24 protein-coding genes are annotated in these 21412 nt (G+C 70.9%); 11 read left to right on the top strand and 13 right to left on the bottom strand.

The window, feature by feature from the left end; genetic code table 11:
* Positions 1-8: 8 nt before the first annotated feature.
* On the top strand, positions 9-833 hold the full coding sequence (locus ACQP2O_RS23825) for a hypothetical protein (RefSeq protein WP_433189138.1): 825 nt from the start codon (positions 9-11) through the stop codon (positions 831-833).
* On the opposite strand, the gene ACQP2O_RS23830 is transcribed toward ACQP2O_RS23825, so the two are convergent.
* Positions 815-1366: a hypothetical protein gene (locus ACQP2O_RS23830; protein ID WP_433189141.1), complete on the bottom strand. Its 552-nt coding sequence runs from the start codon at positions 1364-1366 to the stop codon at positions 815-817. The two genes, ACQP2O_RS23825 and ACQP2O_RS23830, sit on opposite strands and share 19 nt — an antisense overlap.
* Before the next feature lie 170 nt (positions 1367-1536).
* On the opposite strand from ACQP2O_RS23830, the gene ACQP2O_RS23835 reads away from it, so the two are divergent.
* Entirely contained in the window at positions 1537-3135 is a 1599-nt protein-coding gene (locus tag ACQP2O_RS23835; RefSeq protein ID WP_433189144.1) for a serine/threonine-protein kinase, read from the top strand.
* A gap of 25 nt (positions 3136-3160) precedes the next feature.
* Here the strand turns inward: ACQP2O_RS23835 and ACQP2O_RS23840 are convergent, their stop codons facing one another.
* The gene (locus ACQP2O_RS23840) at positions 3161-4597 is read right to left on the bottom strand and encodes a KamA family radical SAM protein (protein ID WP_433189147.1); all 1437 of its coding nucleotides are present in this window, start codon (positions 4595-4597) and stop codon (positions 3161-3163) included.
* 100 nt (positions 4598-4697) lie between these two features.
* On the opposite strand from ACQP2O_RS23840, the gene ACQP2O_RS23845 reads away from it, so the two are divergent.
* The 6 genes from ACQP2O_RS23845 (at position 4698) to ACQP2O_RS23870 (ending at position 11682) form a co-directional block, all read left to right on the top strand.
* Positions 4698-5723: an L-erythro-3,5-diaminohexanoate dehydrogenase gene (locus ACQP2O_RS23845; protein WP_433189149.1), complete on the top strand. Its 1026-nt coding sequence runs from the start codon at positions 4698-4700 to the stop codon at positions 5721-5723.
* Positions 5720-7315, top strand: a complete 1596-nt coding sequence (locus ACQP2O_RS23850; RefSeq protein ID WP_433189152.1) for a lysine 5,6-aminomutase subunit alpha — start codon at positions 5720-5722, stop codon at positions 7313-7315. The genes ACQP2O_RS23845 and ACQP2O_RS23850 overlap by 4 nt, the downstream gene beginning before the upstream one ends.
* The gene (locus ACQP2O_RS23855) at positions 7312-8139 is read left to right on the top strand and encodes an OAM dimerization domain-containing protein (RefSeq protein ID WP_433189155.1); all 828 of its coding nucleotides are present in this window, start codon (positions 7312-7314) and stop codon (positions 8137-8139) included. The genes ACQP2O_RS23850 and ACQP2O_RS23855 overlap by 4 nt, the downstream gene beginning before the upstream one ends.
* Before the next feature lie 46 nt (positions 8140-8185).
* Positions 8186-8599: a hotdog domain-containing protein gene (locus ACQP2O_RS23860; protein WP_433189158.1), complete on the top strand. Its 414-nt coding sequence runs from the start codon at positions 8186-8188 to the stop codon at positions 8597-8599.
* A 665-nt stretch (positions 8600-9264) separates the two neighbouring features.
* Entirely contained in the window at positions 9265-10926 is a 1662-nt protein-coding gene (gene lnt, locus ACQP2O_RS23865; protein WP_433189161.1) for an apolipoprotein N-acyltransferase, read from the top strand.
* A gap of 12 nt (positions 10927-10938) precedes the next feature.
* A complete protein-coding gene (locus ACQP2O_RS23870; protein WP_433191140.1) occupies positions 10939-11682 on the top strand; it encodes a polyprenol monophosphomannose synthase in 744 nt (247 codons plus the stop codon).
* Positions 11683-11733: 51 nt separating this feature from the next.
* Here ACQP2O_RS23870 and larA read toward each other — a convergent pair whose 3' ends face one another.
* The 7 genes from larA to ACQP2O_RS23905 all read right to left on the bottom strand — a co-directional run bounded on the left by larA (position 11734) and on the right by ACQP2O_RS23905 (position 16574).
* On the bottom strand, positions 11734-13014 hold the full coding sequence (larA, locus tag ACQP2O_RS23875; RefSeq protein ID WP_433189164.1) for a nickel-dependent lactate racemase: 1281 nt from the start codon (positions 13012-13014) through the stop codon (positions 11734-11736).
* Between the two features lie 132 nt (positions 13015-13146).
* Positions 13147-13587: a hypothetical protein gene (locus tag ACQP2O_RS23880; RefSeq protein WP_433189167.1), complete on the bottom strand. Its 441-nt coding sequence runs from the start codon at positions 13585-13587 to the stop codon at positions 13147-13149.
* A gap of 181 nt (positions 13588-13768) precedes the next feature.
* Positions 13769-14701, bottom strand: coding sequence for a non-homologous end-joining DNA ligase (gene ligD / locus ACQP2O_RS23885; protein ID WP_433189170.1), 933 nt, complete (start codon positions 14699-14701; stop codon positions 13769-13771).
* 67 nt (positions 14702-14768) lie between these two features.
* Positions 14769-15041, bottom strand: coding sequence for a hypothetical protein (locus ACQP2O_RS23890; protein ID WP_433189173.1), 273 nt, complete (start codon positions 15039-15041; stop codon positions 14769-14771).
* Positions 15042-15219: 178 nt separating this feature from the next.
* Positions 15220-15927 carry an SAM-dependent methyltransferase gene (locus ACQP2O_RS23895; protein WP_433191142.1) on the bottom strand — a complete coding sequence of 236 codons (708 nt, stop codon included), beginning with the start codon at positions 15925-15927 and terminating at the stop codon, positions 15220-15222.
* Between the two features lie 108 nt (positions 15928-16035).
* Entirely contained in the window at positions 16036-16275 is a 240-nt protein-coding gene (locus ACQP2O_RS23900) for a tyrosine-type recombinase/integrase (RefSeq protein ID WP_433191144.1), read from the bottom strand.
* On the bottom strand, positions 16200-16574 hold the full coding sequence (locus ACQP2O_RS23905; protein WP_433189175.1) for a hypothetical protein: 375 nt from the start codon (positions 16572-16574) through the stop codon (positions 16200-16202). Before ACQP2O_RS23905 ends, ACQP2O_RS23900 begins: the two co-directional genes overlap by 76 nt.
* Before the next feature lie 31 nt (positions 16575-16605).
* Here ACQP2O_RS23905 and ACQP2O_RS23910 point away from each other — a divergent pair, with 31 nt between their 5' ends.
* Positions 16606-16998 (top strand): DUF5919 domain-containing protein, encoded by a 393-nt coding sequence (locus ACQP2O_RS23910; RefSeq protein ID WP_433189178.1) that lies wholly within the window; start codon positions 16606-16608, stop codon positions 16996-16998.
* Between the two features lie 102 nt (positions 16999-17100).
* On the opposite strand, the gene ACQP2O_RS23915 is transcribed toward ACQP2O_RS23910, so the two are convergent.
* Entirely contained in the window at positions 17101-17289 is a 189-nt protein-coding gene (locus tag ACQP2O_RS23915; RefSeq protein ID WP_433189180.1) for a hypothetical protein, read from the bottom strand.
* A 237-nt stretch (positions 17290-17526) separates the two neighbouring features.
* Positions 17527-18450 (bottom strand): alpha/beta hydrolase fold domain-containing protein, encoded by a 924-nt coding sequence (locus ACQP2O_RS23920; protein ID WP_433191146.1) that lies wholly within the window; start codon positions 18448-18450, stop codon positions 17527-17529.
* A 244-nt stretch (positions 18451-18694) separates the two neighbouring features.
* Between ACQP2O_RS23920 and ACQP2O_RS23925 the strand changes: the two genes are divergently transcribed.
* Entirely contained in the window at positions 18695-19030 is a 336-nt protein-coding gene (locus ACQP2O_RS23925) for a hypothetical protein (protein ID WP_433189183.1), read from the top strand.
* A 503-nt stretch (positions 19031-19533) separates the two neighbouring features.
* On the opposite strand, the gene ACQP2O_RS23930 is transcribed toward ACQP2O_RS23925, so the two are convergent.
* A complete protein-coding gene (locus ACQP2O_RS23930) occupies positions 19534-19656 on the bottom strand; it encodes an SAM-dependent methyltransferase (RefSeq protein WP_433189186.1) in 123 nt (40 codons plus the stop codon).
* 197 nt (positions 19657-19853) lie between these two features.
* Here ACQP2O_RS23930 and ACQP2O_RS23935 point away from each other — a divergent pair, with 197 nt between their 5' ends.
* Complete coding sequence (locus ACQP2O_RS23935; protein WP_433189188.1) at positions 19854-20369, top strand: FxsA family protein; 516 nt, start codon at positions 19854-19856, stop codon at positions 20367-20369.
* Positions 20370-20432: 63 nt separating this feature from the next.
* Here ACQP2O_RS23935 and ACQP2O_RS23940 read toward each other — a convergent pair whose 3' ends face one another.
* Positions 20433-20777 carry an RNA polymerase-binding protein RbpA gene (locus ACQP2O_RS23940; protein WP_252783493.1) on the bottom strand — a complete coding sequence of 115 codons (345 nt, stop codon included), beginning with the start codon at positions 20775-20777 and terminating at the stop codon, positions 20433-20435.
* Between the last annotated feature and the right edge of the window lie 635 nt (positions 20778-21412).

The following is a 21412-nucleotide window of genomic DNA, read 5'->3' on the forward strand; positions in this document are numbered from 1 at the left end:
CACGCCTCGTGTCGATCTTCACCCGCCGCCGCGTTCTCATCACCGGCATCGGCGGAATCGCCGCGCTCGCGGGTGCCGGCACCGCGTACGGTCTCGTCGAGGAGGATGTGCTGCCCGGGCGTTACCGGCTGGCGCCGTATCTGGGGAAGTGCGGGACGATGCCGCCGCTTCCGAAGGTCGCCCCCGGCGCGGTCCAGCAGGTGCGCTTCTCGGCGAGCGGCGGCACGGCGCAGGCCGTGATCGGATATCCCGCCGGCGTGACGAAGAACCTTCCGGTCGTCGTGCTGCTGCACGGCTCGGACGGGGACGCCCGGACGCCGTTCGACGTGTACGGCATTCAGCACTTTCTCGCCGACGCGGTGCGCCGGGGCGCCGCCCCGTTCGCCGTGGCCGCGATCGACGCCTGGGCCGACGCGCAGTGGCGGCCCGCACCGGTGATCACGCGCGACCTGCTGCCCTTCCTCCGCGACCGCGGACTGCCGACGAGCCGGATCGGGCTTCTCGGCTGGTCGATCGGCGGCCGGGGCGCTCTGCTGCTCGCGTCCTCCCTGGGGGCCGACCGGGTCGCCGCGGTGGCGGCGGCCTCGCCCGCGCTGACGCGCTCGGACGACGCCACGCTGGCACCGGCGCTCGCGGGTGTCCCGGCGTCCCTGACCTGCGGGCGCGACGACCCGTTCGCCGCCCCGACCAGGGATCTGCTCGCCCGGCTTCGCCGCGCCGGTCGGGCCGAGGTCACCGGCGGCATCCACGCCGGCTGCCACGACGCGGCGTTCCGCCGCCGCATGCTGCCGGACCAGGTCGCCTTCCTAGCCCGTCACCTCTCCCGTGCGTGACCTTCCGAGGCGCGGACGCGCAGGTCGCGGATGGCGGCCAGGACCTTTGCGCGGTTGCCGGCGGCCTTGATCCAGGCGGGGAGGCGTTCGACGAGGCTGCCGGACCCGGTGTACGGGTGGCGTTCGCGCAGCCGGGCCGTGACGTAGCCCTCCAGCACGTCCAGGTGGGCGGCGTTGTAGGCCCACAGGGTCCGCCCGCAGCACCGGCGGGACAGCCACAGCGGCAGCCCGAAGAACGGGTCGTCCGGGCCGGTCAGGCGCGGCACGGCCAGCGGGGGACCGCCGGCGAAGTACAGGTCCGCGTCGCCCTTCCGCGCGGGCCGCGGGGACCAGCCGCGGGTGTGGCCGCAGCCGGGGCAGGTCAGGCGGTGCGGCTCGGTGAGGCGTGCGACGGCGTACCGCCGGCACGCCCGGTGGTCGGGGTGGACGGTGACGTGCGCCCGGCCGGCGCAGCGCGGGCAGACCACGAGGATCTCCTGGGCGAAGTCGAACAGCCGCCACCCTCGGTCCCGGAACCGCTCGTCGTCGCGCACATCTCATGATCGCAGGCCGGTCTCCCGGCACCGTCCGGCGGCCGTCGGAACCGGTCACGGACCGCTCATCGGCGGTGATCGAGAGTTGCCGGAACGAGGCTCATGATCGCTAAGATCGCCCGGATGCACGGCTGGCGTGCACGAACAGATCATCACGGAGCAGCCCGACCATGGAGGCACTGCGCGCCGGCGACCCGGCCGAGACCGGAGGGTACCGACTGCTGGCCCGGCTGGGCGCCGGTGGGATGGGACAGGTCTACCTCGGGCTGTCCCCGGGTGGCCGCCACGTCGCGATCAAGGTGATCCGCAGTGACTTCGACAGCCCCGAGGCGCTGGCGCGATTCCGGCGCGAGGTGGCGACCGTACGGGAGCTGCGCAGCCCGTTCACCGCGGCGCTGGTCGGCGCCGGCCTCGACGCGCCTCCGTACTGGCTGGCCACCGAGTACGTGCAGGGACCGACCCTGTCGCAGGCCGTGGCGCGGTACGGGCCGCTGCCCGTCGCGACCTGCCTGCGGCTGATGGCCGCGCTCGGCGAGGCACTCGCGGACGTTCACGCGCGCGGGGTGCAGCATCGCGACCTCAAGCCGCACAACGTCATCCTCGCCCCGGACGGCCCGCGTCTGATCGACTTCGGTATCGCCCGGGGCGACGACCAGACGGCGATCACGCACACCGGCGCGGCGGCGGGCACGCCCGGGTATCTCGCGCCGGAGGTGATCCGGTGGCAGCAGATGAGCCCGGCCGCCGACGTCTTCGCGCTGGCCGGGACGATCGCGTACGCGGCGACCGGACGCCCGCCGTTCGGCGTCGGCGACGTGCACGCGGTGATGTACCGCAGCGTTCACGCGCCCGTCGACGTCGCCGGGGTCGACCCGGGCCTGGCCGGGCTCATCGCGCGGTGCGCGGACAAGGATCCGGCGGCGCGGCCCGCCGCGGGGCAGGTGCCGGCTCTGTGCGGCGTCCAGGGCGCGATCGCCGACGATCCGGCGTACCGGCGGCTGCTCGAGCTGACCGAGGCCCCGCCGCCGGACCTTCCGACGGCGGTCGCCCACGGCCTCGTCCCGCCCGGCCACGGCGAGACGACCACCCGATCGGTGCCGGTCGTCCGTTCCCGCCGGACCCTGTTCGGGGTGATCGGCGGCGGCGCGGCGGCGGCCGTCGTCGCGGGCGTGCTGCTCTTCCAGTTCGCCCCGGGCCTCGGCGACAAGGGCGGCACCCACTCGGGGCAGGCCGGGACCGGCGGCCGCTCCCCGGGCACCGGCACCGGCTCCCCGGGCACCGGCGCCACCGGCTCGCCGACCCGGCCGACGTCCGCCGGGAAGCCCACGGACGTCTTCGCCAAGGAGACCGACCCGGACTTCGACGCGCTCGCCTGGTCCGGCGGTCGGTGCGCACCCGCCGTGCGTACCGAGGGCTCCTCGGGCGCGCTGGGACTCCAGTGGTCGGCTCCCCGCGAACCGGCGAAGCCGAAGACCAGCGCGGACGTCGCGTTCCGGGCACAGAACGGTGCGCCCGGCGGCTACTACGTCGCGGCCGAGATGCGTCCCCCGGTCGCGCTGCGCGGTAACCACGTCACCGGGGTCGTCAAGACCCGGCCGGTCCAGGTGACGGGATCCGCCTGGGTGACGCTGCACTATCCGCGGGACTTCACCCAGCCGAAGGACTGGGCGTACGACCTGCAGACCGGCGACTGGACGGTGATCTGGTACCACGTCCACCCGAACGGGGACGCCTACTACGTCGGCTGCGACGGGTTCGCGGTGTCCTGAGGGCCCGCCCCCGCGGCGCCCTCGGTCAGTCCGTGATCAGGGCCTCGGAGGCCGTGCGGCTGGCGGCGGCCAGGTCGGCGGCCTTGCCGGGGATCTCGCGGGCGTGCGCGCGCCACCAGGCCTGCCCCGCCTCGGGCAGGGTGTGGATCGGGTCGTAGTACTCGTAGCGCCGGTTGAGGGCCTCCGGGTCGTCGCTCTCCAGGGCGGTCCGGTAGTTCTTGGTCCAGTAGGAGATGCCGCGCTCGGTGTCGTACTCGGCGACCTGGTGCACCCAGCGCTTGCCGACGTACGGCACGTCGCAGACGATGCGGGGCGTGGCGAAGCCGGGCAGGTAGCCCATGATCCCGTGCTGCAGGCGCTGCGCCTCGCCGAGGGACAGCCGCCAGTGCTCGCTGAACGGGATCATGTCGCACAGGTAGAAGTAGTACGGCAGCACGCCGTTGTCCTGCAGCGCGAAGCACAGGTCGAGGAGCTCCTCGACGGTGGTGTTGACGCCGCGCAGCAGCACGCCCTGGTTGCGCACGTCGCGGACGCCGGCGTCGAGCATCGCCCGCGCGGCCTTGGCGACCAGCGGGGTCATCGACTGGGCGGTGTTGACGTGCGTGTGGATCGCCAGCTGCGCGCCCCGGGAACGCGCCTTGGTCGCCAGGCGTTCGACGCCGGCGCGTACGTCGTCCTGGAGCCAGTGCTGGGGCAGGCCCATCAGCGCCTTGGTGGCCAGCCGGATGTCGCGGATGTTGTCGATGTCGAGCAGCTGGTCGACGAAGGACTCCAGGCGCGCCCACGGCATGTTGGCCACGTCGCCGCCGGAGACGACGACGTCGCGGACCTGCGGGGTGCGGCGCATGTAGTCCAGCATCGTCTGGACCCGGTCGGGCTGCTTCAGCGTGAACTTGTGCTTGTCGATCTGCGGGGTGGAGTTGCCGACCAGGTCCATGCGGGTGCAGTGCCCGCAGTACTGCGGGCAGGTCGGGAGCAGCTCGGCGAGGACCTTGGTCGGGTAGCGGTGGGTGAGGCCCTCGACCGCCCACATCTCCGCCTCGTGCAGCGAGTCGCGGCTGGCGACCGGGTGGGAGGGCCAGTCGGTGCGCCGGTCGCTGAACACCGGGAGCATGTAGCGGCGCACCGGGTCGGCGTAGAACGCCTCCGTCGAGCTCACGTCCATCGTGTTCAGCATCTGCGGCGGCACCAGCATCGACATGGTCGCCCGCTCGCGCTGGTCACGTTCCAGGTCGGCGTAGAACTCCTCGCTCAGCAGGTCGCCCATCACCTGGCGCAGCTGGCGGATGTTCTTCACGCAGTGCGAGCGCTGCCACTGTGCCGACTCCCACTCCGCGGCGGTGACCGCACGCCAGCCGGGGAACCGCCGCCAGTCGGGCTCGACGAGCTCGTGGTGACGGTAGGCGTACGGCTGCGGGTGCCCTCCGGGCGCGTGCGCGGACTCCGCGGCGACAGCGGTCACAATGCCCTCCAGGATGAACTCTTGCGTTAGCCTGACGATACGAGAAATATTCTTCTAGAGCCAAGCGTACCCAGAAGATTTTCCGTCAGCGAGGTGAGGGATGAGAAGTTCTCCGGTCGGTCTGCACCGGGTCGCCGAACCGCCGGGCGTGCTGCCGCAGGCGGCCGACCGCCTCGACACCGACCCCCGGATCCACGACGACGAGGTACGGCTGCGGGTCGAGCGGCTCAACCTGGACGCCGCCTCGTACCGGCAGCTGCACACCAAGCACGGCGGCGATCCCGGCCGGATCCGTGCCGAGGTCGCCGAGATCATCGAGACGCGCGGGAAGATGCACAACCCGGTGACCGGTTCGGGCGGCATGCTGATCGGCGTCGTCGACGAGGCCGGACCCCGTTCCCCGCTCGGGCTGCGGCCCGGCATGCGCGTGGCCACCCTGGTCTCCCTGACGCTCACCCCGCTGAAGATCACCGACGGCCTCGCCCGCTGGGACGGACGGAGCGAACAGGTGCCCGCCGAGGGGCACGCGATCCTGTTCGCCCGCTCGATCGCCGCCGAGCTGCCCGCCGACCTGCCGCCCGAGCTGTCCCTGGCCGTCCTCGACGTGTGCGGCGCACCCGCCCTGACCTCCCGCGTCGTCGGCTCCTACGCCTCGCCGACCGTGGCGGTGCTGGGCGCGGCGGGCAAGAGCGGCTCGCTGTCCCTGGCAGCCGCCCGCCGCGCCGGCGCCAAGCGGACCGTCGGCGTGGTGCCGAACGAGACGGAGGCCGCGCGGCTGTGCGCCTCCGGCCTGGCCGACGAGGTCGTGCTCGCCGACGCCCGCGACCCGATCGCGCTCGCCGAGGCCGTCGGCGGCACCGGAGCCGACGTCACGGTCGTGTGCGTGGACGTCCCCGGCTGCGAGCACGGCGCGATCCTGGCCACCGCCTCCGGCGGCACGGTGATCTTCTTCTCGATGGCAACGTCGTTCTCGGCGGCGGCGCTCGGCGCCGAAGGGCTGGCGGCCGACGTGACCATGCTGATCGGAAACGGGTACGTCCCCGGTCACGCGGAGCTGGCCCTGGACCTACTGCGCGCCGAGCCGAGCCTGCGCAAGATCTTCGAGGATCGGGTGGAGACGGAATGACGAAACTGGATCTTGACCCCCAGGTGGTGCGCAAGGCCCGGGCACTGGCCGAGCGCGCCGCCCGGCCGGTGATCGAGATGGCCCGCACCCACACGACCGTGTCCGTGGAGCGGGCGCAGCTGCGGCTGGCCGGCCTCACCGGCGCGGACTCCGACGGCCTGCCCTGGGTCAACCACCTCGTCGACGCCGTACGCGACCAGGTGGGCCTGGAGCACGGCGTGGCGCTACCCGTCTTCGACGCCCTGCTGCGCGAGCCGTACGAGGACCTGGGCGACCTGGCGCGGGCCGCCGCGCTGGGCGCGGTGACCTTCCGCCTGCCGGCCGGCGGCGACGCCGACACGGCCGCCGAGCTCGCTCGCCGCGCGGCCCGCCACGGCATCGGCCGCATCGACGCGCGCCGTGCCGAACGTGCCGCGATGCTGCGCGAGACCGGCGACCCCCGCCAGCCCTGGATCTACCTGATCGTGGCCACCGGCGACATCTACGAGGACATCCCGCAGGCGCAGGCCGCCGCCCGCGAGGGCGCCGACGTCGTCGCGGTGATCCGCTCCACTGGGCAGTCGCTGCTGGACTACGTGCCCGAGGGCGCCACTCGTGAGGGGTACGCCGGGACGTACGCCACGCAGGAGAACTTCCGGCTCATGCGCGGCGCGCTCGACGACGTCTCCCGCGAGCTCGGCCGGTACGTGCGGCTGACCAACTACGCGTCGGGTCTGTGCATGCCCGAGATCGCCACGCTCGCCGGGCTCGAGCGCCTCGACATGATGCTCAATGACTGCATGTACGGCATCATCTTCCGCGACATCAACCCCCGGCGGACCTTCATCGACCAGCGGTTCTCGCGGCAGATCCACGCCCGCGCCGGCATCGTGATCAACACCGGCGAGGACAACTACCTCACCACCGCCGACGCCGTCGACGCCGCCCACACCGTCGTCGTCAGCCAGCTGCTGAACGAGCGGTTCGGCACGGAGGCGGGCCTGGCCGACTGGCAGCTCGGCCTCGGCCATGCCTTCGAGATCAACCCGGCGATCCCCGACTCCTTCCGCCTGGAGCTGGCCCACGCCCAGCTCGTACGGGAGCTGTTCCCGGACGCGCCGCTGAAGTACATGCCGCCGACCAAGCACATGACCGGCAACATCTTCGCCGGCTACCTGCTGGACGCCTTCTTCAACCTCGCCGGCGTGATGACCGGCCAGTCGATCATCCTGATCGGGATGATGACGGAGGGCATCCACACCCCCTGGCTGTCCGACCGCGACCTGGCCCTGGAGAACGTCCGGTACGTCCGGGACGCCTGCGGCGCCCTCGCCGAGGACTTCGTCCCGCGTCCGGACGGGTTCATCGTCCGGCGTGCCCGGCAGGTGCTGTCCGAGTCCGTCGACCTGCTCGAGCGGATCTGCGACGACACGCTGCTGGCCGCGATCGCCGACGGGACGTTCGGGGTGACCCGCCGGCCCGCCGACGGCGGCAAGGGCCTGGACGGCGTCGTCGAGCGCGCCGACGGCTACCTCAACCCCGTCCTGGAGATCCTGGAGTCGGAGGACCCGCACGCGGCCGCCGTGCCGACGACCGCAGGGAGCGCAGAATGAGACCGCAGGACGCCACCAGGACCGACCGGCCCGACGTCCAGGACCTGCCGTCGATCATCCGGCCGTACGGCGACACGACCGGCGACGCGATGGTGCAGGTGTCGTTCACCCTGCCCGTGCCCGCCGGGAAACGCGCCGAGCTGGCCGCCCTCCAGCTGGCCGGGAAGATGGGCCTGGATCCGGCCAGTGTCGTGCATTCCAAGGCGATGGGGCCGAACTTCACGTTCTTCATCGTGTACGGCAAGGTCAACCACCTCATCGACTACGTCGGCATCGAGGTGCCCGAGGGCCGGGAGTACCCGCTGCTGTCGGGCAAGGAGATCGATCTGGCGATCCGCAGCGTCCTGAACCGCCGCATGGTCGTCGTGGGGGCCTGCATCGGCACCGACGCGCACACCGTCGGCATCGACGCGATCCTCAACGTCAAGGGATTCGCGGGGGAGAAGGGCCTGGAGTACCACCGCGAGATCCAGGTGATCAACATGGGCGCCCAGGTGACGGTCGAGGAGCTCGTCGAGCGGGCCAAGGCCGAGAACGCCGACGCCGTGCTCGTCTCCCAGGTCGTCACCCAGAAGAACGCCCACATCCACAACACCAAGCAGATGGCCGCGGCCTTCCACGCCGCCTATCCGACCGCGGTCGGGCCCGGCATGGGACGGCCGCTGCTCATCGCGGGCGGACCGCGCTTCGACACCGTCACCGAGCAGGAGCTCGGCGTCGACCGCATCTTCGGCAAGGGCACCACCCCCGGCGAGGTCGCCGGCTACCTCGTGCACGCCCTGCTGCCCAGCTGGACCCCCGAGAACCCCGCAGAGGACGCATGAGCGAGCGGAGCGAGTGAATCATGAGCGCAGCACGTCTGGAGGCCGCGTGACCACCGCACCCGAGGGCGGTGACCCGCGCGTCGGCCTGACCGTCACGCACCGCCGGTACGTCCCCTACGCCCACGCCCACTACGGCGGTGACCTCGTCGACGGCGCGTACGTCCTGGGCATGTTCGGCGACGTCGCCACGGAGGTGTGCATCCGCGACGGCGGCGACGAGGGCCTGTTCGCCTCCTACGACGACGTGCAGTTCCGCGCGCCCGTCCGCGCCGGAGACGTCCTGGAGGCGACCGCGACGGTGGTCCGGGCGGGGCGCCGCAGCCGCACCGTCGCGTTCGAGGCGCGGGTCGTGTGCCGGGCGCGCCCGGACAAGGGCCCGTCCGCCGCCGAGGTCCTCCCGGAGCCGATCGTCGTCGTGACCGCGACCGGGACGGTCGTCCTACCGCACGCCGGAACGTGAGCGGCGGACCGACACGCGATGAACGGCACGGATCCGAGGGATTTCCAGGTCCTGTCACGGCCCTGCTGACCTGCGGAGACGTGGCAATCCGCAGGTCGGGGCCGCCTTGACATCGCTCCGGATCTCGATAGGTTGCCTGAACGTCCACCGCAGGACTGACCGGTCGGCCGACCGGGGCGCCGCGAATCTTGCGCCGCGACGGGGGTTGCGAGCACGCGCCGGCTCAGGCGCCCATCCGTCCGTGCCAGACGCACGATCTCGCGACCGCCCAAGGCCGGAGCACCCCGGCCGGCGGGGGGTGGAACTCGGTAAGGGCCTGGGCACCCATCAGACAACGGACTACGCGCTCGCCGCCGACGAGACGGGTCCGGTTCGAAGGGAGCGCCCGGGTCCTCTTCCGTTTTCGCCCCTTTTGGCCTCGGACGGCTTCCGCCTCCTCGCGTTCCGTCGGCCGCGGTCCTCTTCCGTTGCCCTTGCGATCCACCGGCCCGGGTACTCTGCGTAGTCCGGCGGGGCCTCTCGTACGGCCGCCTGCCGCCCGGCGTCCATCTTCCGTATCCCCGGGCGCTGCGGCTTCTGCCCGGAAGTGGGATCATCCCTAAGAAGCGGCGTGCCCGTATCCCGGGTAGCGTTCCGCCGAAGGTCCGACCTGATGAGGAGTGCCGGTGGCGTCAGAGATGCTCGCCGAGAAGACGCCCGCCGCCGTCGAAGGCGGCCGGGCGTCGCGAGTTCCGGCCTGGCTGCCGCGCCCGGCGGGCGTGGTGGTGGCCGGTCTGCTGCTGGCTGCGGCGTTCCCCCCGATCGGGTGGTGGCCGCTGGCACCCGTCGCCACGGCGATGCTCGCGCTGCTGTTCCGCGGCCGCACCTGGCGGCGCGGGCTCGCGCTCGGCATGCTGTTCGGCCTGGCGTTCTGCTTCCCGACCTTCGAGGGCCTGCGGCCCGTCGGCCTGGACGCGTGGATCGCACTGAGCATCTTCGAGGCGCTGTACTTCGCGCTCCTGGGCGCCGGCCTCGCCCTCGTCACCCGGCTGCCCGGCTGGCCCGTGTGGACGGCCGCGCTATGGATCACCGAGGAGCTGGTCCGAGGCCGGGTGCCGTTCGGCGGGTTCCCCTGGGCGCGGCTGGCGTTCAGCCAGAGCGCCTCGCCACTCACCGGCTACGCCTCGCTGGGCGGCGCCCCGCTGGTCAGCTTCGTCACCGCGCTCACCGGCGGGCTGCTGGCCGCGGTGGTCCTGCTCCTGTGGCGCCGCCGGACGGCCGCCGCGCGCCCCGAGGCGGTCGAGGACGCGATCGCCGACGCTGACACTGACGCCGCCGAGCCCGCCACCGCCGACCCCGCGCCGGGCACGGCCCCGGGGCGCCCGCTCCGCTGGGTCGCGGTGGGGTTGGCCAGTGTGCTCGCGCTCGGGCTGATCGGCATGTTCGTCCCCCGCCCGACCGGCGGACGCAAGGTGACGGTCGCGGTCGTGCAGGGCAACGTGCCCCGTGCCGGCCTGGACTTCCTCGGCCAGCGCGAGGCCGTCCTGAACAACCACGCCCGCGAGACGCACCGGCTGGCCGAGCAGGTCCGCGCCGGGAAGCTGCCGCGGCCCGACCTGGTCATCTGGCCGGAGAACTCCAGCGACCTCGACCCGTACGCCGACGACCAGGCCCGCGGGGTGATCGACGCGGCGGTTCGCGACATCGGCGTGCCCGTGCTGGTCGGCGCCGTCATCGACGCGGGCGACGGCGAGCACGTCGAGAACCGCGGGATCGTCTGGAGCCCCACCACCGGGCCCGGCGCCTACTACGTCAAACGCCACCCGCTGCCGTTCGGCGAGTACATCCCGATCTTCCGGGGCCTGCTGAAAAAGCTCATCACCCGTTTCGATCGGGTTGGGGAATTCGTCAAGGGCCGTTCACGCGGATCCCTTCAGCTCGGTCCGGTGAAAATCGGAGACGTCATCTGCTTCGAGGTGGCCTACGACGGACTCGTGCGGGATGTCGCCGACGCCCCGCTGCTCGTTGTCCAGACCAACAACGCCACGTTCGGGAAGACGAGCCTGCCGCCGCAGCAGTTCGCGATGTCGCGGATGCGCGCGATCGAGCACGGGCGCAGCGTGCTCGTGGCCTCCACGAGTGGGATCAGCGGCATCATCGCCCCGGATGGCAAGGTTCTGACGCAGTCAAAGGAATTCACTCCGGATATTCAGGTGCGCAGCGTGCCACTGCGCACCTCGCGTACCCTTACTGATCACCTGGGTGCCGCGCCGGAGTGGGTGCTGGCGCTGCTGGGATTTGCGGCCGCGGTCGCCGCCGGCTGGAGAACACGGACGAGGAAGGCCTGACCGGTGCAGATCATGGAGGACATCGGGCGGGTGCTCGTGATCATCCCGACGTACAACGAGCGGGAGAACATCGAGAGCATCGTCGGCCGGGTGCGCGCCGCCGTGTCCGAGGCCGACATCCTGGTCGCCGATGACAACAGTCCCGACGGCACCGGAAAGATCGCCGACGCGCTCGCCGACGACGACGAGCAGGTCCACGTCCTGCACCGGGCCGGCAAGGAGGGCCTTGGCGCGGCGTACATCGCCGGTTTCCACTGGGGGATCGAGCACGGCTTCGACGTGCTCGTCGAGATGGACGCCGACGGCTCCCACCAGCCGGAGGAGCTGCCCCGGGTGCTCAGCGCGCTCGGCGAGGCCGACCTGGTCATCGGCTCGCGGTGGACCCGCGGCGGAACGGTGGAGAACTGGCCGATCAACCGCGAGATCATCTCGCGGGGCGCGAACCTCTACGCGCGGATCATGCTGGGTTTCCCGGTGCGCGACTCGACCGGCGGATTCCGCGCCTACCGCGCGACGACCCTGCAGAAGATCGACATCGACGGTGTCTCGTCGCAGGGCTACTGCTTCCAGGTCGACCTGACGCTGCGCACGGTGCGCAATGGCCTGCGGGTGACCGAGGTCCCGATCCGGTTCGTCGAACGCACCCACGGTGCCAGCAAGATGAGCCGCTCGATCATGATCGAGGCGTTCACGCGGATCGCCCAGTGGGGCTTCGCCTACTGGCTGGGCCGCCTCACCGGCCGCGGCCGCCGCTGAGCCACGCCTAGGGCCTGTCTCAGCCCACCGCGCGATGCCCCGGCCGCCCGGTCATCGCGCCGTCCCGGCCAGGTACGGGATCGTCTGCGGACCCTCGGGCAGCACGCAGAGCCGGGCGCCGGGGCCTGCCGCCGCCAAGGCGGCGGCGACGGTGGCGGAGATGTCGCGGGTCTGCTCCAGATGGGCGGTGGCGAGGTCGGCGTCGCTGAGGTGGCCGGTGTGCATGACGACCCGGCTGCCGGACTGGATACGGGCCTGGATCTGCACCTGCCACTGGTCGGGCACCGTCTCGGTGCGGGCGCTGATGGCGTCGAACAGCTCCTGCGGCGAGGACGCGGAGGCCAGGACCTCCCGGTAGGAGCCGTGGTCGGGGAAACCGTCGCGGCACTCGGCGGCGCAGACGATCGTGCCGCCCGGGCGGACGACCTGGTAGGCGGCGGACATGCCCTTGACCGCCTGGTACAGGTTCTGGTCCAGGGGGAAGCCGGAGTTGGTGGTGACCACCACGTCGAAGGGCGCCTGGACGGGCCGCATCGCCATGCGCTTCGCGGCCGCCGTCGCGGCGGCGTGCATCGGCGACAGGTCGCCTCCGAAGGCGGCCACGACGTCCTTGTCCCGGTTGAGGACCACGTCCATGGCGAAGGTGACCCCGGTGGCCTCCGCGATCGCCCGTACGTCGTCGTGGACCGGGTTGCCGTGCGTGACGCCCCAGGTCGCCCGCGGATCGCCGATGCGGGCGGCGTCGTGCAGCACGAGAACGGTCTCCAGCGCGGCCAGCCCCGGGGCGACGAGTTTCGGCCCGCCGGAGAACCCCGCGAAGAAGTGCGGCTCGACGAAGCCGGTGGTGATCCGTACGTCGGCCTCGGTCCACTCGCGGTTGAGCCACACCGGCACGTCCTTGCCGAACCGTCCCATCCAGGTGAGCTCGTCGAGGCGCCGCGCGTCGTGGTTGACGATCCGTACGGCATCGACGACCTGGTCGCCGAACATCTGCCGTAGTTCGGCGTCGGTGTTGCCGCGGTGGGTGCCGGTGGCGATCAGGATCACGACGTCCTCCAGCCGGACGACGCCGTCGAGTTCGGCCAGCAGCGCCGGGACGACCAGCCGGCGGGGCTGGGGCCGAGTGCCGTCACAGACCGAGATCGCCACCGTCTGACCGGGGCGTACCCGCTCGCGCAGCGGCGGCCCGGCGACCGGGTGACGCAGCGCCGCGCGCACCAGGGCGACCTGGTCGGCGGCGGCCTCGTGGTGAACGGGCTCGACCACCGTGGTCACCTCGCGGGCCACGTCGATGTCCAGCCCCGACTCGCCGTACGCCAGGTGCACTCGCATGATCCGTCCTCCGGAAGTCGGTGCCGGCGGTCAGGGGGCGCCTGGTCGCCGGCGGTGCCGTTATGCGCTGGTTCACGCCGACTCCGGTGGAGCGTATCGGGGCGGCCCGGCCCGGGCCGCCTCGAGGGCGCGCTACCCCGCGTAGGCGCGGCAGGAGTCGTTCTGGTCGGTGCCCAGGCCGATGACGGTGACGTGGTTCAACGAGCGCACATTCTTGATCAGCAGGGTGTGCCGGGTGTCGCCGCCCTTGAAGGCGTAGGTGACGCCCGAGGTCGCCGGGTCGCCGGTGACGGGGTTGTCGTCGGCGTCGTCGGCCTCGAAGTTGAGGGTGATGGGGGTCTTGCCCACCTGGGCGGTGACCTGCACGTCCGCGCCGGTGACGCGGTACGAGACGGTCGTGCACGTCGGGGCGTCGCTGTCGCCCTTGGGAGAGGCGGTGGGCAGCGGAACGCCGGCGGCCGCGCCGCCGGTCTTGGCGGATGCGGCGGTCTTGTCATGATGCGCGGATCCGCTGCCGCAGCCCGCCAGGCCCAGGCCGGACACGGCGACGAGAACGAGCACATGCTTGCGCACGAGGACACTCCAGAGGTGAGGGGAACGAGCGGCGACCCGTCGCGCGGGCCGCCGGATCGGGACCGGCCGGGACGCCGGGGAAACTCTGCTTCCAACACCATGATCCCGCAAATGGACACGCCGGAAGAACATCGGGAGAAGCCACGAATCCGGGCCTTCGCGCATACAGGAGGGAAGGGCGTCAACCGGGGTCTTCGCGGTGGACCTCACGGGGCTGCTTGTCCGGGCGCAGCCCCCGCCAGCTCGGGTGCCGCAGGACGCCGTCCGGGGTCCACTCGCCGAACGCGACCTCGCCCACCAGCGCGGGCCGCACCCAGTGCGCGCGCCGGGCGACCTCGCGGGGCGCCGGCGGGTCGAAGGGCTCCTCGTCCCGGGCCAGGGGCGCCAGCCGCGCGGCCATGTCCCGCAGGTCCGCCTCGGTGAAGCCGGTGCCCACGTTCCCCGCGTACCGCAGACGGTCCCCGTCGTAGACGCCCAGCGAGAGGGATCCGATCAGGTCGGCGCGGCGGCCCGCCCCGGGGATCCACCCGGCGACCACGACCTCCTGGTGACGGACGTTCTTCACCTTGATCCAGGGCCCGCGCCGCCCCGGGTGGTAGCGGGACCGCAGTGGCTTGCCGACGACGCCCTCCAGGCCCTGGGCCAGGCCCACGGCGAAGACGGCCTCACCGTCGCCGCGCCACCAGGGCGGCACGCGTACGGGCTCCTCATCGAGGCCGAGCGCGTCCAGGCGGTCCCGCCGCTCGGTGTAGGGGAACGGCAGCAGCGACTCATCGTCGAGATGGAGAAGATCGAACAGGTAGTACTGGACCGGCACGGACCGGACGAGCCGCTCGCCGGGGTGCTGGACGTGCATCCGCAGCTGAAGCGTCGCGAAGCTCGGGCGGCCGTCGCGCAGGGCGACGATCTCGCCGTCGAGGATCGCGGGGCGGGGCAGCACCCGGGCCAGGCCGGCCAGCTCGGGGTAGGAGTGTGTGATGTCCCTGTCGTTGCGGGACCTCAGCCGCAGGCCGCCCTCCTGGACGTAGGCGACGGCCCGGACGCCGTCCCACTTCAGCTCCCAGCCGTAGGCGTCCTGGCCGGACGGCAGGGACCGCCGCAGGAGGGCCGTCATGGGCCGGATGAGCCGTGGAAGTCCGGCCAACCGGAGCTCCGGTGACCTTCTCCGGTACGTGCGGGGCTCAGCCCACCGGCATCGCCTCCCGGACGCGGTGCTTCATCCGCTCGGCCCGCTCACTCGGCGTCTCCTCGCCGTACTCCTCCTCCATCCGCAGGGCGACGCCGAGCGCGAAGAAGGTCGGCGCCCACTCGCCGACGAAGATCCCCCAGCGGTCCGCCCGGTCCATACCGGCCTTCTCGGCTCGCATCGACATCGCCCAGCTGGCGATCGACGCCATGATCGATCCGAAGCCGGCGATGTACATCATGTCGGACGTGATTCCGGCGCGGCGCATGAGCCTCAGCATCGTAACCCCCCGTTGACCTGCTGTTTTCTTTCGATAGGAAGCGGTACCCGGGGCCTGGGCCACTACGCCGACGCGGTGTTCAAATCGCCGTCAACCGGTGCCCGTTGGGCCGCGCGCCGTACCCGGAAGAGGACGGACCGGCCACGGAACCGATCTCCACCAGGGCTCAGCCCTTGCGCGCGACGCCGCCCGCGCAGGCCACTTCGGGCGGCTCGCCCCAGGGGTTCGGCTCGGGGCGCCACCGGGGCACGGACACGACACCGGGCTCCAGCAGTTCCAGGCCGTCGAAGAACCCGGTGATCTGCTCCATGCCGCGGGGCGTGTACGGGACCGCGCCGCTGCCCGCGTTGTACGCGCGGATCGCCTCGACGTACGCCGGATCGGTGTCGGTCCCGTCGTGGCTTCCGGCCGGCAGCGCCGCCACCAGCCGCCGCACGATCGAGCGCGCCTCCTCGTCATCGGGGACCAGGCCGAGGATGCCCATCAGCATGAGGCCGACGGGCCGGGTGAAATCCAGCGTCCTGGCGGCCTCGCGCAGGATGAGGTCGGGATCGCGGACGTCCGCCTCCAGGTAGTCGGTGACTCCCTCCGGGCTGCTCGTGAGCAGTGCCTGGGCGTGCACGAGCACGAGCGGATCGTTGTCGACGTAGACGACGCGGCACTCCGGGGCCACCCGCTGGGCGACCTCATGGGTGTTGTCGGCCGTGGGCAGGCCGGTCCCGATGTCCAGGAACTGGCGGATCCCCGCCTCGCCCGCCAAGTGACGGACGGCACGGGCGAGCATGTGCCGCGAGTGGCGGGCGATGTCGGCCATGCCGGGGAAGGCGGCGCAGATTCGCTCGGCGGCCGCGCGGTCGACGGGGTAGTTGTCCATGTGTCCCACTGACGCAGCATGGCCGTGTTTCCGCAGGTAGGAGGCTTGCCCTACGTGGAGGTAGCTGGACCGCGTCATCGTTTTGTCACCTCGCTGCGTTCGTGCAGGTCAGGCGCGTGCCGGTACGCCCGCGCCGCCGTCGTCGGGGTCATCGCCGGAGAACGCGTCATCGATGGCGGAGCGCGTCCGGTCATCTTCGGTCGGCAGGAGATGCCCGTAGATGTCGGAGGTGACATGGATGGAGCCGTGCCCCATGCGCCGTTGAAGCGCGGTCAGTGACGTGCCTGCGGCGATCTGGAGGGAGGCGTAGGTGTGGCGGAGTGTGTGGAAGGTGACCGCGTCCGGCAGGCCCGAGCGATCTGGGACGCGCGGGACATGTCACGGTGGTTGCCCGCTTTGCCGTTCGCCCGCGTGAACACCAGTTCCGCGTCACGCACGGTTGAGCCGTCCGTGTGGGCGATGTCTTGGCGCGTCGGGGGGAAGCCCGCGCGATGCTTGATCAGCGCGTCAGCGACCATGTCAGGCATCGGGACGACCCGCTTGGACCGCTTGGTCTTGGGAAGCCCGAACATGCCGCGCGGAGTGATCTGCCGGTCGACCTTGACCGTCCGTGCCTCCAGGTCGACCCGATCCCAGGTCAGCCACACCAACTACTTCTTGTGGCTGGAGCACCCCAGCTTGCGAAACGTCCTCCGGCGCAAGGCGGAGAGTGGTTGCCGCATCCGGTTCCTCGTCGGAGACCCGGACAGCGAGATCACCCGGCATCGGGAAGAACTCGAAGCTGTGCCGCTGACAGTGAGCACACGGATTAGGGTCACACTCGATGAGCTCTCCAAACTGGAGGGAGTCTCTGGGATCGAGACCCGTTTCAGCGACGAGCACATCGCCATGAGCGTCTTCGTTTTCGACGAAGACATGCTCGTCACCCCACACCTCGCCAGGCTGGTCGGGCACGACTCACCGATGCTGCACATCCGGCGACACCAGAACGAAGGACTCTACGACCGCTTCGCGTACCACGTCGCCGAGCTTTGGGAGTCCGGCCACGTCGAGACACCGGCATCTAGCTGAGCCCGTCTCTGGACGGGCGGGCTGTCTCTGCATCGGTTGAAGTCTTGTCTAGTCCCGGTTGATGTTTGACAGTTGTGTCCCGGCTGATGCTTGACGGGTGGGCTAGGAACCATGGCCGGCCTTGCGGGGCCGGTGGGCTTTGGTGTTCCGCACCGGTGTGGTGGTGGTTCGCCGGACGGTGCGGGTGTCGTCGGTGCCCAGGTCGATGGTGAAGACGGTCTCGGCGACGTGGACGGTGATGGTCTGTCCGGCGTGCAGCCGCCCCAGGGCGATCTTCTGCCCGCAGACCAACTTCGCTCGCCCCTCCGGGGTCGCCTACGGCCATCAACCGGCCTCACCTCCCGTAGTCAGAGAACGGCCGGGCGGGAATCGGCAGGCCCGCCGGAATCCGGGCTGCGGGCGGCGCTCCGCGCCGTCCTCGCCCGTCCCGGCGGCCTGCCACCCCGCCCTCCGTCCCCGACACGAACCGCAGCCCGACCGCCGCGCCAGCGTCCGTAGGACCGGATCAGGCCCTGTACAAACGCTCGTTCACTCCACCCGTAGCGCTGTTGAGAGGAAGTCAACGCTGGCTTTGACCAGCGGGCGATGGTCAACACCCTCGAAAACGTGATCGGCATTATCGATAGGCATGAACCGAGCGTTCGCACCTGCGCGGTCGTAGGCATCGGCGAGCATCCTGCTCTGATCGACCGGAACGAGCCGATCTTCGACGCCATGAATTATCAAAATCGGCGCTGCTCCGGAAGACACGTGCGTGACCGGACTGGCGATGGCGGCGCGCTCCAGCACCGTCTGCACCGGCGCACCGAGCAAGCGGGATACAACTGAGTCGGGAGCATCATAGTCATCGGTCGCCAGCGGATGCGACTGAGCCTGCATACTGGCCAAATGCGCTGGACCGTACCAGTCGACACAAGCCTGAACGGCGCTGCTCACACCCGTCACACCTAGATCGCCCTCAAGGTCCCCGCGATGCCCGGTGACAGCGAGTAGAGCAGCGAGATGCCCACCGGCCGAGTCACCCCAGGCCCCGAATCGACCAGGATCAAGTCCAAGCTCGACCGCGTGGTGACGCAGCCAGCGCACGGCAGCCTTCACGTCGTACAACTGGGCGGGAAAAATCGCCTCTGCGCTGAGTCTGTACTGGACACTGGCGACAGCGATGCCAGCGTCCAGCAGACCGTCTCGGATGAGATCCACCGGAACCGGCGTGGGGTACGGCTTATTGGTCCCACGCATCCAAGCTCCGCCATGGATCCACAAGACAACCGGGACCGGTCCGCCGCCGACGGGCGTTACCAAGTCAAGCAGTAGAGGGCGGAATCCATCCACATGCGCCACGACGGCATCCCGGTAGATCATCCGGTCACCGCGTCTGTCGGCCGACGGCGGACCATCAAAGCGCCCAGATGCCAGACCCCTAGGCCTGAGCGTTCCCGTGTCTTCGGGCATTTCTTCTCCGATCAAGCAGGCCAACGGTAGTCGTTCGATCCACTCCCGTAAGCGTTCGGCATCGATCCACAGCAGGATAGATGATCAACCAATCCCTCCGGATCAAGATCACCCTGCGGCGGCATGCAGCGACAGTGGGGGACCTCGGCGGCAAGGCTTCCCATCTGTTCGGCGTGGGTCGAAGACCGGGGCGAAGAAGGTCACCTCGGGCTGAATGATCGCTGTAGTGCGTCGTGGTGAGCTGATGGAGACTCAACAGAGGGAAGACCGCGCCCGGAAGGCACGGACCGTGAGCCACGACCAGGACCACGCCAATCTCGTCGCCCAGTGGGCGGAACAGCTCCGCCGCACCGGAGGCCTAGACGCCCGCTACACCGATGACGAAGACCTCGCGCGCTACCGCCGCATCGGTCGCGACGCGGGCAAGCTGCTGGACCGGCCCGTGCAGACCGTTGCACGACACGGCATCATCCACGTCAGCCTCACCGACTGGGGAGACAACCCGCTAGAGACCCGCCTCGAAGACGCGCGGACCCGCAACGCCATCGACAAAGCGTTCCGCGCCTACCCCGAACGCTGATCAGAAGGTCAGGCGCGGAGCCGACCCGAGAGCCCCGGTTGCGCGACCCGTGAGACGTCCCAAGCTCACGGCCCAGCCGGGTCGCCCAAAACGTCCACTGACACGGCTTACGGCGAGCCTCCTACGGGGACGCACACTCGGCCATCGCGGGCAGCGGCACACCGTGCCCGTTCGCCCCGGCAAGGCTACGCGCCCCCGCCCTCACCGCAAGCCGCGCCAGCGGCCGCCCCGGTCCACCCTCCCTCACGGCCCCGCCCACCCAACGCCCGCACCGCTTGAGCTGATCCGGCAACGTCCCACCGTCACCGGTCAACACCCCCGATGACGCGCGATGACCAGACCCCCGCCCCGTCATCACCACGTCACCCGAACGGGCCGGAACGCCCCCCAGCAGACCCGAACCCACACGCACGCCAGCACCCCCAAAACGCCGACTGGCCTGGACAGACACCACCGCACCGGATTACGCCGGAACGGCCAGGAATGCCCAGGCCAGCCGTAGGTCAGTTGTTGTCCTTGCCGCCGAGGAGGACGTTCCAGACGCGGGCCGAGTGGGGCACGGTGTTGTCGATGCGGGATTCCGGGGCGGACCCGGAGCCCGATGGCGCGCCGGCGATGAGAGCCACCTCCTGATCCGGTGTCTACAGATCCTAAACGCCGGAAGGGCGCTTCCCGGAAGAGGTGCGCGTGGCCGGGGCCGGCCGCCGTCGACGCCGGGCGGGCGCGGCGTGTCCGCCGGGAGCGAAGCGGGAACTCTCCGCACGGCCAACTCGTCCCCCGGCCGCGTCGGTGAAGCATCCATTCGGCACGTCACAATGGAGACATGCTCCCTGCGGTGCTGTTCCTCGCGTTCCTGTTGCTGCCCGTCCTGGAGATCTACGTCATCATCCAGGTGGGCGAGCTGATCGGCGGCTGGCCCACGGTCGCGCTGCTGCTGGCCGAGAGCCTTCTGGGAGCGTGGATCATCCGGCATGAGGGCCGCCGGGCGTGGCGGGCGCTGAAAGAGACCTTCGGGAACGGCGGCATGCCCGACCGCGAGCTCGCCGACGCCGGACTCGTACTGGTCGGCGGGGCGCTGCTGCTGACGCCCGGCTTCGTGACGGACGTTTTTGGATTCCTGTTCGTGCTGCCGTTCACCCGGCCGCTCGTACGCCGCCTGCTGTCGTGGTACGTCGGACGGCGGATGTCGGCGGCGCGCCGCCGGGCCGGCCTGCGGCTCGGGGACCTGAGCGGGATGTACGGACCCGGGGCGAACGAGCCGGAGCCAGGTGCGGGTCCGGGGCCGCAGGTCGTGCGCGGCGAGGTCATCGAGGACGACCGTCGGGGCGAGCGGCGCTGAGAACACGCACGAGCCGTGCCGCCGAGGGGCGTACGGCACGGCTCGTGTGCGTTCGGTGTTCGGTTACGCGGTCCTCCTGCGCTGGGCGCGCAGAACGGCCAATCGCTCGGCCAGGACCTCCTCGAGGTCTTCGATCGTGCGGCGCTCCATGAGCATGTCCCAGTGCGTGCGGGGCGGTTTACCCTTCTTGGACTGAGGCATCTCACCGTTGACCATCAGGGCGGTGGCGCCGCAGCTCCGGCACTCCCAGGTCATCGGCACCTCGGCCTCAGCGGCCAAGATGACGGTGAACCGGTGGCCCTTCGGGCAGTCGTACATGACCTCCTGACGAGGGGCCAGGTCGGTGTTTCGATCATTCTCGTAGCTCGTGGCTCCGAGGCGGGTGCCGCGAAGTGCGCGCTCGGCCATCGTGACGTGCCTCCCAGACGGCTTGCGTTCTCCTAGCGTGAACGCTGGATACCGAGACAAGATTCCCGTCTTGGCCTTGATCCAACCCTGGGAAGACTCACCGTTTTCCCGGGTCAACCAGGCTTCCCTCGCCTGAGCAGCAGTAACAGCCTATCAACCCGCGCCGGTGTGGGGTGCTGGGGACTACGGATCGGTCACGATCAGATCGCCTGGCCCGGTGCGGTTCGGGGCGTTACGCGTAACGGTTACATCATTGATGTCACACTCCGTAGTGGTCGATGCAGGCCACGGCTCTCACGCTGTTCGCGCTTGAGGGTTGATCCAGAGGGCTGGGGGCGGGCCGACATGAGCCGCGAGGCGCTGGACCAGCATGCCGCCCGGCTGGCACCCGGACAGACCACGGCCCAGACCCAGCAGAAACGTTTCGATCGTGGCCGTGAGACCCGGCATGGGCGCCGTTGGTGACCAGTGGGACCAGACGGGGCCCGGGTGGCGTACAGGGCCGGAAGCCGGTTGCCGACCACGCCGCGCTGGAAGCCATCCGGTGGTCGAGTCGGGCCCGGAGCAAGCGGTGTCCAAGAACATCTACCCGGGCGCCGGTCGGCGAAGGGCCGGCCACGGAGCGCCGGGGCCCG

Origin of the sequence: Actinoallomurus sp. CA-150999, assembly GCF_050942425.1 — a bacterium.
In the GTDB taxonomy this organism is placed as follows: Bacteria; Actinomycetota; Actinomycetes; order Streptosporangiales; family Streptosporangiaceae; genus Actinoallomurus.

Bases quoted from the DNA above. Each gene is read 5' to 3' on its own strand.
- ACQP2O_RS23835 (WP_433189144.1), top strand. From the start codon at position 1,537: ATGGAGGCACTGCGCGCCGGCGACCCGGCCGAGACCGGAGGGTACCGA.
- ACQP2O_RS23845 (WP_433189149.1), top strand. From the start codon at position 4,698: ATGAGAAGTTCTCCGGTCGGTCTGCACCGGGTCGCCGAACCGCCGGGC.
- ACQP2O_RS23850 (WP_433189152.1), top strand. From the start codon at position 5,720: ATGACGAAACTGGATCTTGACCCCCAGGTGGTGCGCAAGGCCCGGGCA.
- ACQP2O_RS23855 (WP_433189155.1), top strand. From the start codon at position 7,312: ATGAGACCGCAGGACGCCACCAGGACCGACCGGCCCGACGTCCAGGAC.
- ACQP2O_RS23870 (WP_433191140.1), top strand. From the start codon at position 10,939: ATGGAGGACATCGGGCGGGTGCTCGTGATCATCCCGACGTACAACGAG.
- larA (WP_433189164.1), bottom strand. From the start codon at position 13,014: ATGCGAGTGCACCTGGCGTACGGCGAGTCGGGGCTGGACATCGACGTG.
- ligD (WP_433189170.1), bottom strand. From the start codon at position 14,701: ATGACGGCCCTCCTGCGGCGGTCCCTGCCGTCCGGCCAGGACGCCTAC.
- ACQP2O_RS23890 (WP_433189173.1), bottom strand. From the start codon at position 15,041: ATGCGCCGCGCCGGAATCACGTCCGACATGATGTACATCGCCGGCTTC.
- ACQP2O_RS23895 (WP_433191142.1), bottom strand. From the start codon at position 15,927: ATGGACAACTACCCCGTCGACCGCGCGGCCGCCGAGCGAATCTGCGCC.
- ACQP2O_RS23920 (WP_433191146.1), bottom strand. From the start codon at position 18,450: ATGCCCGAAGACACGGGAACGCTCAGGCCTAGGGGTCTGGCATCTGGG.
- ACQP2O_RS23925 (WP_433189183.1), top strand. From the start codon at position 18,695: ATGGAGACTCAACAGAGGGAAGACCGCGCCCGGAAGGCACGGACCGTG.
- ACQP2O_RS23935 (WP_433189188.1), top strand. From the start codon at position 19,854: ATGCTCCCTGCGGTGCTGTTCCTCGCGTTCCTGTTGCTGCCCGTCCTG.
- ACQP2O_RS23940 (WP_252783493.1), bottom strand. From the start codon at position 20,777: ATGGCCGAGCGCGCACTTCGCGGCACCCGCCTCGGAGCCACGAGCTAC.